Consider the following 19,371-nt stretch of genomic DNA (forward strand, 5'->3'; position numbering starts at 1 on the left):
TGCACCTCAGTTCTGACGGCTGCACCGATCATTTATTATCGACCGGCTTAACCGGATCGAGCGGAAAGTTGTCGGTTCGAAATGGTGAGGCAGGCACGTCAGAAGTGCTATAGAAGTTAATCGGATTTTTCGGATTGTTCTCCCATGCATATCGCACCGCGATTGGATTTTTCACTTTCGCACTGGTGACGTTGACGTATTTACCGTCGATAGTTGCAGAATCAGCAGGAACAAAATTCAAACTGTCATCACATATGGTGAAGTTGTTCAAATTGGCGTTATCTTTGGGAATCTTCAACTTGTCGTAGTTGCCCGGGTCAAAGAAGCATTTGACGGTGCTGCCGTCGACTCGCATGGACTTATAGATCGGTCCGAAATATGGGATTCCCTGCTTTTCATAAGCGCGGGCCAGCGCCACTCTTGCCAATCGCTTTCCAACAGTCGTTTTATCACGAGGGTGAATATCGGTGGGCTCGCCCTTATCGATAGTGACTGCTATTCCTGAGTTGAGAAGATCTCGAGATAGACGCAGCTGAGCCTCGCGAATCTGCGGATAGTCCGCATTCGAATCAGCCATGTAGTTAGCCAGTTGCACAAAATAAAATGGAAAATCAAATGACGTCAGTGTTGATGTCTTGTCAGCTTTAGCCCAGTCGCTGCGCCATCCATCTACAAGAGCCTTCATCGTTCCATAGTATTCTTTGGCCAGCCAGTGCGGCGTGTCTGACTCGCCCTGATACCAGAACACTCCTCGAATTGCATATGGTTCGAGCGGTGCAATCATCGCATTGTACAATCCGCAAGGTCTCTTCAAATGCGTAGCACTCATCGGCTCATCGGGAACGCGCATGGAATCAGGCTGTTTCTGCGATCCCAGCGCTGCAACATCAGCCTTATACTTTGCTAGATTCGCTTCGTATTCAGCTTTGTGCTTCGGATACGCATCTAATTCCTTTTGATACCACTCCCGTGCATAAGCCAGCGCCGGATCATTCTGGAAAACATTGTTCGGAACCCAACTGTAAGCATTAGTTCCGCCTACGGAAGAATTGATCAATCCAATCGGCACATCAGGATAAACATTCTGCAATTCTTCGCCTGCGTAAAACAGAACTGCACTGAACCTGTTGAGATTATCGCCTGATGCGAGTGTCCAGGGGTTGCTTACCGTCGACAATGGCTGATCGGCGGCACGGGCAGCGACCTGAAACAGGCGAATGTTTTTGTACTTGCCAGTCTCGGCAGCAGCCTGCACTCGCTTAGCATCAGACGAATCCCGAAGATGCCAATTCATATTCGACTGACCGGAGCCTAACCAGACATCGCCGACCAGAACATCGCCAACACGCAATTCATTAGTGCCTTTGACGATCAAGACTTCAGGTTTCGTGGAAGCGAATAGCTCTGGAATTTGGACTAACCATTTGCCATCCGGTCCTGCCACACCATCAACTCTGTTTTTGCCAAGTGTAACGCTGACCTTCTCACCGGGGTCCGCGGTTCCCCACACAGGAGTGTTGATGCCTCGCTGAATCACCATATGTTCGGTGAACAGCGGGTTCAATTTAACCGCTGCATGCGAGGGTGCGATGCTCGAAAACATCAGCAGGCTGGCAAATACAAATTTATTGATTATTCTTGAGTTGATCATATCGATCTCACGGAGTCGAGTTCCTACGTCCATCCAATTGGTGCCCAATAGGTAGTTTAGCAACAATCAAAAGATTCATTCTTTCCTCTTGGCCACACTATCGTAGAGCTGACCAAGCCACTCAAAAAAATCTCTGCAAAACTGCCATGAAATCATGTTATGAAACGACGTTCCGCATGACATCAGAATGACACTATATACGGTGCAAACAGAACCGAAAATTCCGCTCTGGAAACAGCTTTTTAAGATACGTATTTACACCCTTGGCGAGCTCAGCCGCCTCAGATATATTTCTCAAGTGGTTTAATCTCTGGCGAACTCTCTGTGGTAGTTAATCCAACCGATCCAATGCTGGCTAACCCCGGTGGCATCAGTGCCGGGCAGCTCATCATGTCAGCCATCGGCAACAAACTGAAAGGATTTTTGGGGGCCTCTCCAGCGCCCAAAGCGGCAGCCCCCACCGAAGAACAACGCAAGAACCTGGCGCTCCAGTCCCAACGTGTGCACCTGAACATGCTGGCCAGGGAGGGACGCTTTAACGAAATCGTGCAAATCGCTGAAACGACCACAGAGCAAGACATTGCGGGCTGTGCGGTCAGTGTGCTTGGCAGATCGGAAACAGACCAGCTGACAGCCCTCGAGCACCTTGCCAGAAGCCATTCGCACGCCGCTGTTCTGGCGATGATTGCCCTCTTCAACAACACCCACCACGAAAACGGCAAACGTATCTTCGTCACCCGGCTCAAAAATGGAGAACTCGCCAGGCTGGTGAGCAGCGGGCACGCCAACCTCTTTTCCATCCTCGACATACTGGGCTGGCTCCAGAAATACGGTGATGGCAGCTTTGTCGCCCTGAACCACTTTCCCGAGCTGTGGCAGTGCCTGTCGGACAGAACCGAACAGGTCAAGGTTCTCGGACAAATGTACGGTGATCCCGACCCGCTCGGCATGCGCTACATTCACGAGCCAAACGTGATTCCTGGCACGATTAAACTGCACGCCATGTCGATGCTGCCAAATTTCACGCCAGCCGAACAAGAGCGTTTTCTGATTTATGCCTCCCGAGATGACGATGACAGAGTCGCCCATGCCGCAACCGTCAGCCTGGTTAATACATGGCGCAGTGAGGCAGGATTAGTCCCACCAGGTCTCGAGTATTTCCGCATGCTCGACTTGAACTTGCTCTTTCACCTGTGCCAGATCAGCTCGTCATTCCAGTGGGGCGAACCAGTCGAACATTTTTATGAGCGTTATAAAGCTCACTACGCAGAACTTGCCGAAACAGACCCATACAACGATACGACTCGCTACGAGCAACTCATGGCGATAGCTGAGGAGTTGGACAGAGAACTCGTCCGCATTACCGAACGCCGCATTAACAGCCTGCAGCCCGTAGCCAGTAAGATCAGCACACTGCTGAACCTGCCCGTGGCGCGCCTGGAATCTACGGAAGAAGACGTGAACGCAGCCTACCTGATAGGCAGCGGCAAAGTGCAAGTGAAGCGGCAAGTGCTAATGGAAGACAAACCGCTCTCAGAAGATGTTATGTCTGCCTTGCTCCACGAAATCGGACACATGGAGCAAGACGTTCTCGTAATACGCATGATTGCAGACGAAATCGGACTCAAGTTTGGTCAACATTCGCAGCAACTCGAGCAACTTTATGAGCGTTATGCCGCCGGAATAGGCTACGCGCCCGATAGCATGTTTTTGCTGGCAGTTTTGAGGCTCCGTAACGACAAGCCACTCACACCAGCTGAAAAAGTACGAGCAATGCGACTCTACGGGGCAGCACATCAGGCCAAGATCAATGCTAATCAAGGGCGCATGGTGCAAGGACGACTCGATCAAATCAATGAGTCAATCGATGCTCTTTCGGGCGGCAATTATGACGTAGAGTTGCTCAATTGTCTGCGCAGTCAACATGGTCTGGATTCGCTCTTCCAACGTGGTCAGGTGCCGGCTGTTCTGGTCGCTGAAATGAATAGCTGCGCGCAAGATTTATATCGCATCGTCAATAATCATTATCAACTTAACGGCGCACCATATTTAGTGCGTAACGGCAAGAAACTGGACATCATCACACTGGCGCGCGAAATCTATATGTCTGAGGCAATCGACGCAGTGGCGCCGGTCATTACCAAACTGCGCGCACTGCTGGTGCAAATCTTAAGGGAAGAATCAGCAGTTTTACACAAACGGCTTACGCAAATCTGGCGCACCGGATATCACGAAGCGGAAGCATACGTCATCTCTGATCGCGTCAGTGTCATCGTCAAAGCGATTCGAAAGAACTGGTTCCAAACATCCTGAGTTCACGGCGACGGAGGCTCACCGAACATTTCCTCCATTGCTTCCTGAGCCTTAGGGTCGATAAATACCTCTCGCTCAGACTTAGCTGCAGTAAATTTCGGCAGGTCGAAAAATGGATCGACAACGGAAATCTTCTTCACATCTTTCGTGGACAGCGCATAGAGAGTCTCACCGCGGTCTCCGTAGAAAGTACAACTTATAGGGACGTCGCCGAATAACGGCATTGAATAGAGAGTGGCAAGGACGTTGCACGCTTTATCAGGCAACTTGAGACCTGGACAGACATAGTATTCAGCACTACGCACATCACCGCGCATCAAATCAAGATGCGAATGTTTCATATCCAGACGAACGCCGAACTTGAGAATTTCCAGACCTTGCCGAGTTTCAACGCCCGTTTTCTTCCACTTAACCGGTGTCAGCGCCTCACGATACAACTTAGTCAGAGTATTGAAGAACGATGCTTTGAAAGCTTCAGCTGCGCAATGGTAGCTGGTACGATTGCGCTTGTTGTAGATATCGAGTTCCCACTTGGGCGCCTTGCAAACCAGTGTGGTACCAGTTTTCTGATTGTCGATGCGCAAAGCTTTAGGCGTAATGTAGACGTTCTGTGGTCCTGTGATTCGACTGTCTTGAATCAGCAATGTTGCGTCCGCTCCAAGCGCAGACGGAGCGGCACAGGCGACACAAAGCAGTATCAAGGGTGCGATGCAATTGGTGATAAATCTTCTAAACAACTCGTTCTAATCCGGAATCAGGGAGATCTGCCCAACTCTATGCATTACCAGATCACGGACGCCACGGACCACTTTCCTGATCATAGCCGATTGCCGGCAAAATAACGCACCAGAGGCAACTAATGGAAGGTCGCCCGCCCCGATTAATCCAGGCAAGCTAAAGTCAGCCTGACACGCCTGGAAGCAGCATAAAGGCTCCCCAACCGTCCCAAATAAATAAGCCGAATACATGAGTGCATGATATCCTCTGAGCAAGTTGAGCAAACACGGTCAGTGGAATGCATGCACCCCGAAACCGGAAACTCTTTAGCTTATTAGCAACTCTCCTTTTCATATCGCCAACGGTCGGTATTAGCCAGGCGAGTATAGCGAGTGCTTCATCAAATTCATCTCACGCTACAAAGGGATCAAGAACTCCCAAAATCCCTGCCTGGCAGCAGGTGCTGGAGCAGGGGCAAGACGCGTTCGACGCCGGAAACTTCACCCAAGCGGCAAAATTGTTCGGTTCCGCAAGAGCACTGGCGCACGCCACTGCTCCTGAGGGTGTTAACGAAGCGAAGTGCCTGGGATGGCTTGGTAAAGCATATAAACAGATGGGAAACACTAGCGAAGCGGAAATCAGCCTGAAACATAGCTTGAAGATCAGGCAGGCAAAACTCGGCGAGGACAGTGCAGAAACAGGTCAGGTGCTACAAAACCTGTCGTGGCTACTATTTAGTTCAGACAAAAAGGATGAGGCGATCTCGGTTTGCCGTCGAGCCATAAAAAACATACGCCACAACTCCGGACCACGCTCCGCAACCGAATCCGAATTCTTATTGCAGTTGGCGATATTGCTTGAAGACGATGACTCAAGAAAACAAGAAACAGATCATTTGTTTCACGACGCATTATCCATCCAGGAAGAAAAGTATGGAAAGAACAGCAATCAGTTGATCACCGGACTGAATGCTTATTCGAGCTATCTCGTGTCGGAGAAGCGCTTTGCTGAAGCAGACGCTTTACTTGAACGCGCACTGAAAATTTCCAGACAGAAAGGCGAAAACAGCCCAGAAGTAGCCGACGAGCTAATCGAACTCGCCTACTGTGCACAACAACAGGGCGACCACACCAAAGCCATCAAAGCACTGGAAAAGGCACTCGATATTAGGGCTCTTCATAAATCAAACGACACAGCGGAAATTCTCGAAGATCTAGGGAAAAACTACACAGATCAAGACAAAAATCTAGAAGCAGAACCATTTTTACGCAACGCTTTGACTCACTATCGAAATCAAAAAGGCGTTTCCCCACGCACTCTTATAAACGCAATCGAAGAGCTGGCACTGAATTTGCACGAACTGCAAAAATACAGCGAAGCCGAATCACTATTGCGCGAAACGCTTGAATTGACGGAAAAACATTATCCACCTAACCACATCGAAATTGGCATTGCATTGCACAATTTATCGCGTTGTTTGCGCGCCGAAGGGAAGTATGCGGAAGCGGAAGAATTACTCAACAGATCACTTGCAATAAAGCGAGCACAAACAACACTAGACGAAACAGATTATGCAGCATCTCTGCGCAACATGGCACGCCTGAAGGCGTTGCAAAACAAATTCAGAGAGGCAATCCCCTTCTACGAACAATGCATAGAAATCTACAGTAAAACGAATCAGAAATACAATGTTTTCTTGAACAAGGTAACTCTCGCCAACGTGTATCTTGCCCTGGACGATTACAGAAGCGCGGAGAAAGTGCTGCTATCGCTCGCGCACGAAGACCTCAATACTTACAGCAAAACCAATCCGTTCATGCGGCTGGGAGAAGAGCTAGTTTCGCAGAAAGACTCAACCATGACGGTAATGAATAATGACTTCAGCAAGATGTTTAGCGAACAACAGAGCCAGGCTGAAGCAATGGAGAGCGCACAGACTCTAGTAAAATTTTCAATGCACTTCCAAAATCTCGGAGGAGACGGATCGATAGTTGCAACCAAATGCTTTCCCCTTCTAACACCTTACTTTGAAGGCAAAGCGGGCAACGATACGATAGGTAAGGGCATTTTCAATACCCCAGCACTGGCACAATCATTAATAGGCTTAACTTGTGTATTGGCCAGTCACAACAGAACCGACAGTGCTATAAAGGCACTGCGATGGGCTGGAGCCGTGATCAAATCTCTACCTGTTCAAAAGGACCGTGTCAAAATCAGACTGCAAGTCGCCTATTGCTGGCAACTTTTCTCTGATTACGCAGCAGCACAGCAACTGATTGACGAAGCCCTGGCAGAGTGCGCCGATGATAAGTCACTTCAGTTTGATGTACTGAATTCTCGCGCTCATCTTTTGTTTCAACTGGCTGAATTCACTTCAGCCAAAACTTGCAGCGAAACCGCACTCTCAATTGGACAAGCACTGTTCGGCGAAAACTCACCTCGATTATCTGATTGCTATCAAACCCTTTCGGAATGTTCGCTCGCCCTCGGTGACCCCAGTCAGGCCCTGGAATATGCTACCAAAGCGGCGCAACAATCTACGCAAGATTCAGAAAGACACGCACAAGGATTACTGCTGGTCGGAGAATCATTGCTGGCGCTAAATCAGGTCGATCAAGCAGCCGATCAATTCATGGATGTGATCGAAATCTATCGAGAAAAACTTGGTAACGCTGACTTAAAGCCAGGAGCGATCGCCTCCAGTTGCCTTGGTCAGTGCCTTCTACGCAGCAATTTGTCCGACAAGTATAGACAAGCTCAAGTACGGTTTGCCTCAGCTCTAAGAGTAGAAGAGAGGGATTCGAGCAACACAGACGTCCTCAGCAAAGCCAGAAATTTAAACGGATTAGCTCTGGTTTCGTATATGGTATCGAAGGAAAGTTCAAAAAATGCCGTAACGTCCTTTGAACAAAATTTTGGCGAATCAAAATTGGCAGACCGTTATGCACTTGATGCAGCAGCCTGCATCGACAAATATATCTATTCGGCATTTCCAAATCTATCTTTCGCGCAACAATGCGCTTTCATCAAAAACATCAATAAGCAAGAAAGTTCACTATTAACAGTTTGCAGCAATCCGACCTCCATTAAAGAAGCATACGGTTACATGATGAAATGGAAAGGTCTTCTGCTTGAATCATTGAGGCAACGAGAACTCATCACACGCAGTTCAAACGACAATCCTCAAATCAAAATCGTACTCTCCGAACTCTATAAAGCCCGGCGCAGACTGGAGGCGCTCTCTTACAACAAAACCCGGAACGAATCCGACATTCCTACGGAAGCGCTGCTCAACGAAGCGGCAACAAAAAAAGAAAAACTGGAACGAGAGCTCCTGGCGCTTACAGCAAACGCTATAACTGATCCTATGTCAAATATGACGGCCGCAAAATTCTGCGACTTACTTCAACCAGATGAAGTGTTCATCGACATCGTCAGATTCCGACCGTTTGGTCAAAATGAGGACAGATACGCCGCAGTTGTCTGCCAAAAATCTGAAAGCGGAAAGGTCGATTACATCGACCTCGGCGGGGCAAAACAGATAGCTGCAGCCATTCAAGAATGGAGAACCGCGACGACAAACGGAGCAGCCGCAGCTGCCCCATCAAACAAACGCGATCTAAAGTTCGACAACGATCCGACATCATCGCCAGTGAGCAGACAAAACTACTCCGCGCAGACAGAAAAACTTGTGAGCATACTGGCACCAATAATCGAGCAAATCGGTAAGGACAGCGACAAAAGGAAGTACTGGATTTGCCCTGAAGGTGATTTTTCTCGCGTGCCGTGGAATTCGCTTTCGCTCATCGGCAACTTTGAAAAGATGCCCAGCCAAATTTGCGAGATAGACAGTGCTCGCGAATTGGTATTGCTGCGTCAGAACAAAAATACCAAATTCGCGAATCTGGAGAACGATCCCGCAAACAGTACATCCAATTCAAAACAGACAAGCTTGTTGCTGGCCGGTCTAAGTGATTTCGACAAATCCGACTTACCAGCGCTGCCTGGAGCTCTTGAGGAAGTCCAAGCATTGCAAGAAATTGCTCAAAAATATGACATGTCAGTGAAAGCGTGCACTCAGGAGTCTGCAACCAAAGAAGATGTCACAAATGAGCTGGTGAAAGCCACCGTCGCGCACATCGCCACCCACGGCTTCGTGCGAACCGAGTCGTCAAAGGGAACGAACTCAAATGAAAATTTTGTTCTCGCAGATCTCACCACTCGCGGTGGCGCGCCGTTGACAGGCGTTTCAAGAGATCCTCTTCTGGATTGCGGAATCTTCCTCGCCTATCCACATACAAAAGACGCAGACAAAGCTGACGCGATTTTGACAGCAGAAGAAATTGCCGCTCTAGACCTATCCAAATGCCAGCTCGTCACGCTATCGGCATGCCAGACGGGACTGGGGCGCGGTTTGGACGGACAGGGAGTGATCGGGCTGCGATCTGCCATCATATCGGCTGGAGCCCGATGCATGCTCATGTCTCTCTGGAGCATCGATGATGAGTCTTCCAGGGAGCTGATGAAGAAGTTTTACTCACACCTGTGGAGCGATAAAAGCATATCCAAAACAGAAGCGTTGCGAATGGCTCAAAAGGAAATTCAAGCTATTCCTGAATGGTCTGAACCGCGATATTGGGCAGGTTGGGTTCTTGCGGGCGACGGCTTCAACTGATCACAATCTTTCTTCGGGTGGAGCAGCCTGAACAACCGGCTCCGGTTTTAAGTGGAGCGCTCGCGACACGTCACCCCAGGCGGCAGTGACTACCAGAACGATGAGAAATACGACGATGAATCCAGAGCCGGAATCGAGCGCCCCCATTCGGTCGGCAAAAGCACCGAGCATACCGGAACCGCCAAAACCACAACAGCGCATATAGACCTCGATAGAGGATATAACTTAAATGACAAATCGGCTACATGGATGGTTACCGCAGTCAATATACCCAAAGTGTCCGGTTCATAAATCGTCTGTGTACGCCGTTCACCGGGCATATCATCTAAGCGTTGCCGACTCATCTATTCATGCAAACAAACAGACCGAACTCTCCGATCAAAAGCATCTTTTCAAAAGACGTCATCTTTTTGACTGTTCTTGGTCTGGCGCTTCTGGTGTTCTCGGTCTGCCGTCGAGATGATGCATTTCCGGCCGCTTCGTTGGACCTGAAAGTAACAAAGAAAGAAGCGGTCGCGCTTGCTCAAGCGTACGCGGAAACAACCGGCTTCAGTGTACCGAATAAGATCATCAGCTCGAGCTATTTCAGCTCGGACAACGAAGCAGCGACCTTCCTGGAATATGAGTATCCGCTTTCCGCAGCGAATGAGCTGATGCGCAAAGAGGTGCCAATTTGGCATTGGAAAGTACACCTCCTTGACGGCAAAAACGACGAGGTGCAAGTCTGGATCGGCGTGAACGGAGGTCTGCATTCGTTCGAGCGCGACTTAAACAAAGACAGACCGGCGAAGTCTATCAGCCATGATGAGGCGAAACAAATTGTCGCCGGATATGCCGCCAGAGAAATGCAAGTAGATTTATCAGACTGGAAGCTGATCAGCGATGAGCAATCCAGACTGCCACGGCGCATCGATCATACCTTCACGTGGGAGAACAGCAAAAGAGATCTTCACGGTGGTCATCTGCAGCTCAACGCTGTCGTTTCAGGCGACCGCTTATCCAAATTCACTTATTACTTGCATGTGCCTGACACATTTCAGCAAAAATTTAAATGGTTGCGAGCGCAGAACCGAGCCCTGGCTAACATCTCCTTCATTTTCATGTTTCTGTTTGCACTCTGGCTGCCGGTAATCTTCCTGCGAAGATGGACAAAAGGACAGTTGAGAATGAAGTTCGCCGTCATTGGCGGACTGGTTGCAGCATCGGTAGCCTTTATAAGCAATCTGCATGATGCCGCCACCATAGTTGCCGGTACCTCGAATTGGTCGATGGAAACATTCCTCGCCAAGCACTTTTTAAATGGTTTATCAGCAGCATTACTTGCCGGTCTAATTTGCACCATTTTTGTTGGAGCCGTCGAGACAGTTTATCGAAAGGCTTTTCCGGCTCAGCCAGCCTTTGAACTGTTTTTCACTCAAACAACAAAAGTTTTCCGCTCGATTGCGGTTGCAAAATCTGCCATCCTTGGACTTGCTGTTTTTGGTATCACCACAGGATATCAGGTCATTTTCTTCCTCGTAGGAAAGCATTATGGGCTGTGGTTCCCACTGGCAGTTCACGATCGCGGCATTATTGACGATTTTCTGCCGGCCTGGCATGCGATTTCGATCGGCACGCAAGCATCAACGCTGGAAGAACTCGGTTTCAGAATATTCATACTGGTAATCATTCAACGCACAACAAAATCATTTTGGATTGCCAATATTCTGCAAGCCACGATCTGGGCTTTCGCACACTCCACCTATGCCGTGGAACCGCCCTATGCGCGCGGTATCGAGCTTGGGTTACTGGGAATATTCTACGGCTGGATGCTGCGACGCTACGGTGTGCTCTGTCTGCTTCTGGGACACTACGCATTCGATTCATACTTGACCATACAAACCTTGTTCGGCTCACATGATTTGATCGATTGGACCCAGGCATTTTTTGCATTGACTCCCGTTGTTATTATTCCGCTCCTCGCGCTGCTCCTCATTCTAAGGCGCGGAAGCGTGCCGGACGAAGAGGTCAGCAACGAACATATAACTGCAAATTTGATTGCAAATGCTCAAGTAACATCTAAACAAGAGATGTGGCCGCCCTACAGACCAATTGAAAAAAAACAAATTCTATGGGCTGTGGTATTTGCTCTCATCGCAGGCACGTCCATGATGCTGCCCAAGACGCGATTAGGCGACGACCCGATGTTGCGGGTAAATCACGAACAAGCAATTTCGATTGCCAGAGACTATTTTGCCAGGCGCGGCTTTCCCGTCACCGGGAGCCTTTCAGTCGCATGGCTGTCGGACGATACAGATCCCGAACAGATCCAGTACCTCGCTCAACACATAAGTTTCGAACGAGCCCAACAGCTAGAGCATTTGATCGAACCAAGACTGGTATGGAACGTTCGACTATTCAAACCAGCTGATTCCAAAGTGCTCTACTTGAAAATCGGTCCTGACGGCACGCCAGTCAGTGCCACCATTTCTGTCGATGAAATGACACCCGGAGCAAAACTAGAACAGAGCCAGGCAACAGAAATCGCCAACAATTACTTCCAAAGCCTGGAAAAGTCTGACATCGGTCAATACAAAATATTCGATACACTCAAATTAGAGCATCCGAACCGAATCGACTATATATTCACCGCCCAAAATTCCAATGCGGATATCGGGCAAGCGCGTTTCCAAATTTCCTTCAAATTAATCGGCAACCAGATATCGGACGTAAAACGATACTGGGCCATGCCTGACGACCATACCAAGAAAAAGCGCAGCTACGCTACCGCAAACGATGTGTGGATTCTAGTGGCGAAATTGGTGACTGGGCTTGTTGTCATTCCCAACCTTGCTTACTGGATATTTTGCATTTGCAAAAGACAACCCCCTAACAGATATCTGGTATCGAGTGCGGTGATAATTGCCGCCACCCTTTCACTGCTTGAACAAGCTAATTACATGGGTAGAGCCGCGCTCTGGTCGTACAACCCCACCGAACCAATGGACACTCACCTGCTAAGTGTGGCATTTGGCGGTTTAACAAGAACGGCTCTCGATGTTTCTGTAGCTGCTGTTTTGGCAGCAATTGTAAGTTCGAGCTACCCGGGTCTATTTGTAAGCAATCGATTGCGTGAATTATTAAAGAGCGCCAAACCACAAATATCCAACTACCGTATCTGGTCAGACGCAATCTTAATCGGTTTCACGGCAGCAATAGTATGCGGTGGACTAATGAGCACAAATGAATTCGTCGTCAATCAAGTCTCGCACTCGGTCTTGATTACAAAACTGCACCATATTCCATTGCTCGAACAAACAAGTCTGACCATGACCTCGCTCCTGGATGCTCTCAAATACGGATTGTTGTTTGTGTTAGCCGGTGCAGCCATCTTGCGGTGGTCGGATTTTTGCAGAAATCCAATACCAGCACAAGATTCGGAACAGCGACGCGCAGGATCGCCGCTGGTTGTACCAGTGTGCATTGCCATGGTTATCTGCGTAGCCAATCTGAGCAGCAACGACCCTCAAAGATCGATTTGCAATATCGCAGCCAACCTCGGCCTGGCTCTTTCACTGTATGTGGTGCTAAAAATTCTCGGAAACGGGAATCTACTTGCTTGCTTTTTCACTGCATTTTTCCTGACGATTGGAAAAGACATTTACTATCTGCAGAAAAACGCGGCATTCATTCACCCTGTAGATTTGATGACGCTCTACGGCTTGCTGATTGCTCCCTTCCTGTGGTTGATACTTTGCCTGATTCTAGAATTCCGAAATAATAAGCCCACACCAGAACAATTGCCTACAGATAGTACAATCGTGGAGAGTCCCGCAGAAGAACAGCCAAATGCAAACCATCCTAACTCGGAAGATCGAGCACCGGAACAGCCAATTGCAAATCATCCTGACTCGGCAGATCGAGCACCGGAGCAGCCAATTGCTGAGCACTCAGCCCCCACAGATACAGCACAAGAACAGACAAAACCAGACGAGCTAGCGTCCGGTCTTGAATAATTTAGCTGTAAGAGCATCAACTGGTCGAGATGCAAATTGACAGATCTGATTGGAAATTTGCTTGCCATGCAAATCAAAGTTGCTTACGTCGAATAAACGCGCCGAATCATACTGCTTAATTAAGAACACATGGTCCAGTTGAGCCTTTACCGGCAGAGGCAAAAAGTCCACTTTATCGAGTCCGGCTTGCATGAATGAATTCACGACGACACTAGTTGCAGCAGGCGCCATTGTCTCAGGAATTGCATATTTACTAAAATTCGCTTTCACTTCCTGCGAACCAAAGAAGATTGTATTAATTCCATCTTGCTGCATGAGACCGCAGCGGCCCAATGAACCCTTTGGATCGTAAGCCACTTGCACAAGATCACCGGAGCGAAACACATAGATGACGTAAATCGCCTCGAGCTTGTGATTCGCCAGAGAAGTTTTGGCTACCAATGCAGGTTTTTCGCCGTCAGCTTGCAACTGAATGCAATTAAAATCAATCCACGGATATCGCGTAGGAAATTTGACACTGTATTGTTGATGCGCCACAAGATCCCCGAAAGTTGTCCGGTCCAGCAACTTATACGAATGCCATTCCATAAATTTATCGTTCAAGCTCATAACTTGATCGACTTTCCTATCGTAAACGAAAATATCCCAAATTCTAGAGTGATTATCCGGCGTTCTGCTGCGCACTGAACTTGAAGGCTGGACGTGAATTTCATTGGTTTTGAAATTCACAACAACGCCATGATAAGAACCAGCCAGGGGGGCTGCGGAAGCCATTAACACTAATGATGATATGCCTGCCAAAGGGAAAAGCGCGCATTTCAAAAAATACTGAATTTTGGCAACACAAACTGAGTACTTGACCATCTGTATGTCCGCAGATTTGAGTGTGGAAGATAAATTATAACGACATCTGACTTTTCAAATTGCTATGATTCCATAACTTCGAGGTCATCAAGCAATGAAATTGAAAAACAGAATATTGAACCTGTCCCTGTTGCTTCTTCTTTCCGCACCTCAAACCGTTGAGGCGAAGTTTGCCTATCCTGAGTTGGTCAAAGTTCCTATTCCAAGGCTACTAACAAACCTGCAGAAGAGGCTCAATGACCCGAAATCAAACCTATCTCAGCAAGAGAGAGCAGAGCTCGATTTCCGCATTGGGCGGTTAAATTCAATGGCCTACGCGTACAACGCAAACGAAGTGCAAGTAAGAAAAGCAGAAAGTGATCTCGTAGCAGAAGGAAAAGCCACCCCATTTTATGGAGTTGGAATGAGAGAGTTCCAGCAGTTTGAGGTTAGCGATACAAAGCACGATGCCACTGCAAAAGCCTACCTGAAGGAAGCAGTCAAATATTTGAGAGAAGCTCTGAAATTAGATCCATCGATGTCTCAAGCGAGATTAGGACTGGCGTGGTGCCTCGATCAAAGTGGAGATAAAGCCAACGCGATCCCACTTTACCGACAGGTATACAAAGAATCATACGAGAAAGAGAAAAACCAAAAGGGAATGCGAGGAACCTCGATATGTATGGAAACAGCGGGTTACCTTGAAAAACTCTTGAATCCCGTTAAAGATGCCGCAGAAATCGCAAAGATGAAAGAGCAGACAGAAAATATCAATCTCTCTTTCAGAACCGTTACCCCGATTATGATTCCGCTGGTCGCGAATCTTTCACTGCGAGATTTTACGCAACCAGCCTCGTTAGTTTTTGATCTGGACGGCAATGGACCAAAACACTATGGGCAATGGACGGGCCCCAAAGCAGGCTGGCTGGTTTATGACGCAGCGAATTCCAAAAAGATAACATCGGGGCTTCAACTTTTCGGTCCCAGTTCCTTTTGGATATTTTGGAATGACGGCTACGAGGCGATGAAAGCTCTCGACGACAACAATGATGGAAAGCTCTCGGGCACGGAATTGAATGGATTGGCAGTTTGGTGCGATAGCAATCGAAACGGACAAAGCGAATCTGACGAAGTCAAAAGCTTGGCTGAACTGGGAATAAAAGCACTCTCCTGCCAGGGGCATTTAAACGCAGAGGGCACCATGCTCAGTATCAACGGTGTAACGTTTGCCGATGGAAGCACGGCAGATTCTTATGACATAGTTCTCGACCAGATACCATGATTGCAAACCTGAAATAGCAATCGTGTAGAATCTGTTCCCATGACTTACAGACCAATCCAATCCAATCCAGACCAATCCAGACCAACCGAACTAAATCCAATCCCCATTCAACACAGGAAAGACAATGAAGAACGCAGCAAAGCCACTAATTGCACTCGGGTTGATGTTAGCTTGCTGGAACGGCGCCACAGCTGAAGAGGCGAAAGACGTCCCGGCAACTGAAGCACAGAAAAAGCTATTGCATGGTTTGACCTCGCTCAAATACAGAGTTGTCTTCGATCCCACGAACTCAGTCGCCGACGTCGCAAAAAAATCGTTTGCCCAGTCAAATCTGACCATGTCGGAATTTGCTAAAGGCGCGGAAAGCCAACCACTCAAGGCTTCAGAAGGACGACTAACTCTCGTTGTCGACTACAGAGACGGTAATAAAAGTTGGGTCGGTCTCACCGTCAATCAACTTTGCCGTCTGGAGCGCAGCGCTGAACCAACGTGGACAGGCAAGACTTACGACGCCGGGAAGCTAGTTGCCAGAACCAAAGAAAAAGACGCAGCAAAGTCACTATGTGATGAATTCGTCGCGGCTTTCAACAAAGAAAATCCGAAGAAATAGCTACTCAAATAGAATCCGAAGAAATCTCACGAGAATCCGAAGAGATGGCGGCTACTGCTGAGCAGCGGTAGGGACAATGGCTGAAGTTTCAGGTGGCGTAGCTCGTGGCTTGCGCACCGGCGCAGCGCGCAACTCAGTCGCCGTAGTCTCATCCAAAGTATGGTTGAGAGACTTGGCTTTGTGCGATGCGTAAGAAAGAATCGCTTCAACCTGTCCCAGATAGCTGACAATATATTGAGCTCGATAACCGCGCTGAATAAATGCCTCCAGGCGCAACCAATTCTTGATTGTGTTGTGCAGTGTAGTCACATCTTTCAGCACCGCTTCAATTGATTCAGGCGAAGATTTGCTGTTGAGCGAATGCATCGATTTCTGAATCGCGTCGATTTGCTGGAGCACATCGTTGGTGCTGGCCTGGTCTGACATGATGTGTTTTTGCGGATCCTGCAAATAACGATTGACCATCGCCGCAAAGTCATCGACCAGCAATCGGCTGGCGCGCAACGGCTCAGATTGCGGAGTCAAAAGAGGCTGACGTCGGTATGGACCAACTTTCAACACATTGGACTTCTTATCGTCGAGATGGGCAGCCGCGAACATCGTAGTGCCGAGCGTTCCCATCTCGCGAGCAGAATCGAGTTGCTCCACCAGACCTGCTGTGTCCAGTTGCCTGATCGAAAGACCGGGATAGACAAGCACGCGGTCAGCAGTTGACTCTCTCACGTAGCCAGCGGCCGTGGTGAGTTCCTTTGCCGTCGGCACATAAGTCATCGGATTGAGAGTGTCGATCCAACCGTTGGCGACCCACGTTTCCCATTCTTGCTGGATCAAATTGGTGCGCATTCTGCGAGGCATCGCATAGACAGCGCAAGAAATGCGCATCTTCGGTCGAGCGGCGCGCAATGTAGTTGAAACGTCTTTGACAAAGTTATTGACGTTTTGAATCTTCCAGGCTTGCCAAACTTGTCTGGTTTCTTCATCAAGGTGGTCCAGGCTCAGCCCAGTGTCTTGCTCGAAGCGCTGACGACCGAGCCAGTTGAAGCCCATTTCGCCGCCCTTGCCGTTGAACGGATAACGAATGTAGTCGAGCTGAATGCCATCGACAGCGTAGTTTTGCGCCACTTCCATGATCAAGTCCTTGATGTATCTCTTAGCATCAGGATTGGATGGATCAAGCCAGAACTCGCTTTGTTTGGGCGGAATCAGAGAACCTGTTTGCGAAGCAAGTGCCCAGGAAAAATCATGGGTAGACAACACAGGTCCCGGATAATCAGCAGGTTTTCCAACAATCGGATTATGTTTGGTATTGCCAACGTTGAACACCCACATCCAGGCATGCAATTCCATGTTGTGGCGACGGGCTTCGAGCAACGCCGCGCCGAGGGGGTCCCAACCGAGTGTGTCGGGATTCTGAGTAGCCATTTTGCTCGGATACATTACGAATCCGGCGTTGTTGGTTTCAAAATAGACTACGTTGATACCAGCTGCTTTCAATTTGTCGAATACAGCCGTCATTCCTTTTGGATTTTTGCAGTTGACGATGGTGCCACGATCCAACCAGACGGAACGAGCTTCTACTGGTCGAACCGGCATCGCCTGTGCGAATGCCCGCGAGAAATCAGCACGCGCCTTCTGCAGATATTCATCAGCTTCATAGTAGCGACGCTCGTGATAGGCATCTTTGAATTTCTGAACATGGTCGGTAGCAGCATCGAGATCTTGCTGAATCACCTTAAAAGGAACTGCCAGATCAGCCTGTTTAGCAGTTTTGATAGTTTCCTCGGTGCGTTTAGTCAGATACTCGAGCTCTTGCTGGATCGTCTGAAACTCAGCGAAACTGATTTGAACTGCACTTTGCTGGGTGATACCAGGTGACAATTCTTCCAGCGCCAGCTGAAGCAATCGCGAATTGGCACTGATGTCGCCTTGCAGTCCAGGTGCCCAGGAAAGATAGAGTGCGTTATTCTTCCGCGCCGCGCCGGATCCTAATTTGTTACCTGACGCGTCAGACCATGTTGCAACCGGCGTCGCACCTTCTTGCAGGGTGATGTCTGCGGAGACACTGCCGATCGGAAACTCTTCGGCATTAACGCCGCTCTTGGACCACTGCAACTTGTGCGCATCGGTGGAAGTAGACTGCTTGGAAATACTGACGCCGGCTAATGCTTCCAAAGCCTGAGCATTAGGCAAAGGAGAGCCAGCCGCATCGGTGATTAAAAGCTTTCCGCCGCCCTTTTGAAACTCCGTCAAAGCGCTCACCACATCTGGTGGCTCATCAACTAGCAACGGCACGACGATAAGTTTGTATCCCTGCAGCTTGGAAGGTCCGCCGCTAACATCAATATCGCTCAACTCATCAAAACGAACGTTGGCGGCATCAAGCGCGCGCTTGAAGATGTTCCAGTCCTCGTCATAAGTACCAAGATGTGCATCTTGATAGGCAATCGCATTGCGTGAACTTTTCAGCACCGCCACCGGTGCGGCAGCATATGCCGGAGTGCAGTTGAAAAACAAATTGCCGGTAAACGTCGTTATTGCCACCATGGTGGCAGTAATGATCTTCTGTGTTCCAGCGTGTGTTGGTTTCCCAAATGTCACTAGCCATTCCTCTTCATTAGTCGTTCCAATTGACGGTTGCTGTCTTTTTTAGCAATCGACTCACGTTTGTCATAAAGGTGCTTACCTTTTGCCAGGGCGAGATCGACTTTGCACAGGTTTCCTTTGAAGACGAGCTTGAGAGGAATCAGCGTTAGACCCTTTTCCTGCATTTGCTGCTTCATTTTCAATATTTGTCGGGCGTGCATTAGCAGTTTACGCCTTCTGAGCGGATCGTGGTTGAAACGATTGCCATGGTCATAAGGAGATATATGGCAGTTATATAGCCAGAGCTCCCCGTCCTCGATGCGCGCAAAGGCATCAGCCAGATTGGCTCGCCCCTGCCGAATCGACTTGACCTCGGTTCCGACAAGCGCAATCCCAGCTTCGAAGGTTTCGATCAGGTGATATTCATGGCGTGCTCGTCTATTGTCGGCAACGGTTTTAACAACCGGCTTGTCGTCCTTGGTCGCCTTGGATTTATCGGCTACCTTAGCCATTTCAACCTTCTACTAATACCAAGCTTCAGTATAAGATATCCGCACTCTCTTGTCGTCGGCATTAGAAGCCGCTAGAAGCGAAATTCACCCCCAGATGAGTTACGCAGAGAAGCACAAATTTAGGTGGATGACGTCGAAATTCGTAGCAACCCGCACGGTGAGTGCTGCGCCGCCCTAAAATTGACAAATC

At 48.8% G+C, this 19,371-nt stretch carries 11 protein-coding genes; 5 read left to right on the plus strand and 6 right to left on the minus strand.

Going from position 1 to position 19,371, the window contains the following annotated elements; translation table 11 throughout:
• Positions 1-28: 28 nt before the first annotated feature.
• On the minus strand, positions 29-1,684 hold the full coding sequence (locus EKK48_19650; protein ID RTL39262.1) for a hypothetical protein: 1,656 nt from the start codon (positions 1,682-1,684) through the stop codon (positions 29-31).
• A gap of 291 nt (positions 1,685-1,975) precedes the next feature.
• On the opposite strand from EKK48_19650, the gene EKK48_19655 reads away from it, so the two are divergent.
• A complete protein-coding gene (locus EKK48_19655; protein ID RTL39263.1) occupies positions 1,976-3,964 on the plus strand; it encodes a hypothetical protein in 1,989 nt (662 codons plus the stop codon).
• A gap of 2 nt (positions 3,965-3,966) precedes the next feature.
• Here EKK48_19655 and EKK48_19660 read toward each other — a convergent pair whose 3' ends face one another.
• The gene (locus EKK48_19660; GenBank protein ID RTL39264.1) at positions 3,967-4,701 is read right to left on the minus strand and encodes a hypothetical protein; all 735 of its coding nucleotides are present in this window, start codon (positions 4,699-4,701) and stop codon (positions 3,967-3,969) included.
• A gap of 278 nt (positions 4,702-4,979) precedes the next feature.
• Between EKK48_19660 and EKK48_19665 the strand changes: the two genes are divergently transcribed.
• The gene (locus tag EKK48_19665) at positions 4,980-9,356 is read left to right on the plus strand and encodes a tetratricopeptide repeat protein (protein ID RTL39265.1); all 4,377 of its coding nucleotides are present in this window, start codon (positions 4,980-4,982) and stop codon (positions 9,354-9,356) included.
• On the opposite strand, the gene EKK48_19670 is transcribed toward EKK48_19665, so the two are convergent.
• On the minus strand, positions 9,357-9,557 hold the full coding sequence (locus tag EKK48_19670) for a hypothetical protein (GenBank protein RTL39266.1): 201 nt from the start codon (positions 9,555-9,557) through the stop codon (positions 9,357-9,359).
• A 149-nt stretch (positions 9,558-9,706) separates the two neighbouring features.
• Between EKK48_19670 and EKK48_19675 the strand changes: the two genes are divergently transcribed.
• The gene (locus EKK48_19675; protein RTL39267.1) at positions 9,707-13,351 is read left to right on the plus strand and encodes a CPBP family intramembrane metalloprotease; all 3,645 of its coding nucleotides are present in this window, start codon (positions 9,707-9,709) and stop codon (positions 13,349-13,351) included.
• Here the strand turns inward: EKK48_19675 and EKK48_19680 are convergent.
• Positions 13,331-14,080 carry a hypothetical protein gene (locus EKK48_19680; protein ID RTL39268.1) on the minus strand — a complete coding sequence of 250 codons (750 nt, stop codon included), beginning with the start codon at positions 14,078-14,080 and terminating at the stop codon, positions 13,331-13,333. The two genes, EKK48_19675 and EKK48_19680, sit on opposite strands and share 21 nt — an antisense overlap.
• Before the next feature lie 229 nt (positions 14,081-14,309).
• Between EKK48_19680 and EKK48_19685 the strand changes: the two genes are divergently transcribed.
• Together EKK48_19685 and EKK48_19690 are read left to right on the plus strand one after the other, a co-directional pair.
• Entirely contained in the window at positions 14,310-15,476 is a 1,167-nt protein-coding gene (locus EKK48_19685; GenBank protein RTL39269.1) for a tetratricopeptide repeat protein, read from the plus strand.
• Positions 15,477-15,600: 124 nt separating this feature from the next.
• Positions 15,601-16,086 (plus strand): hypothetical protein, encoded by a 486-nt coding sequence (locus tag EKK48_19690; GenBank protein RTL39270.1) that lies wholly within the window; start codon positions 15,601-15,603, stop codon positions 16,084-16,086.
• A gap of 51 nt (positions 16,087-16,137) precedes the next feature.
• Here EKK48_19690 and EKK48_19695 read toward each other — a convergent pair whose 3' ends face one another.
• Both EKK48_19695 and smpB read right to left on the minus strand, forming a co-directional pair.
• Positions 16,138-18,684, minus strand: a complete 2,547-nt coding sequence (locus EKK48_19695) for a hypothetical protein (GenBank protein RTL39271.1) — start codon at positions 18,682-18,684, stop codon at positions 16,138-16,140.
• On the minus strand, positions 18,684-19,181 hold the full coding sequence (gene smpB / locus EKK48_19700) for an SsrA-binding protein SmpB (protein ID RTL39272.1): 498 nt from the start codon (positions 19,179-19,181) through the stop codon (positions 18,684-18,686). The genes EKK48_19695 and smpB overlap by 1 nt, the downstream gene beginning before the upstream one ends.
• Positions 19,182-19,371 lie beyond the last annotated feature (190 nt).

The organism is Candidatus Melainabacteria bacterium (assembly GCA_003963305.1).
GTDB lineage: Bacteria > Cyanobacteriota > Vampirovibrionia > Obscuribacterales > Obscuribacteraceae > PALSA-1081.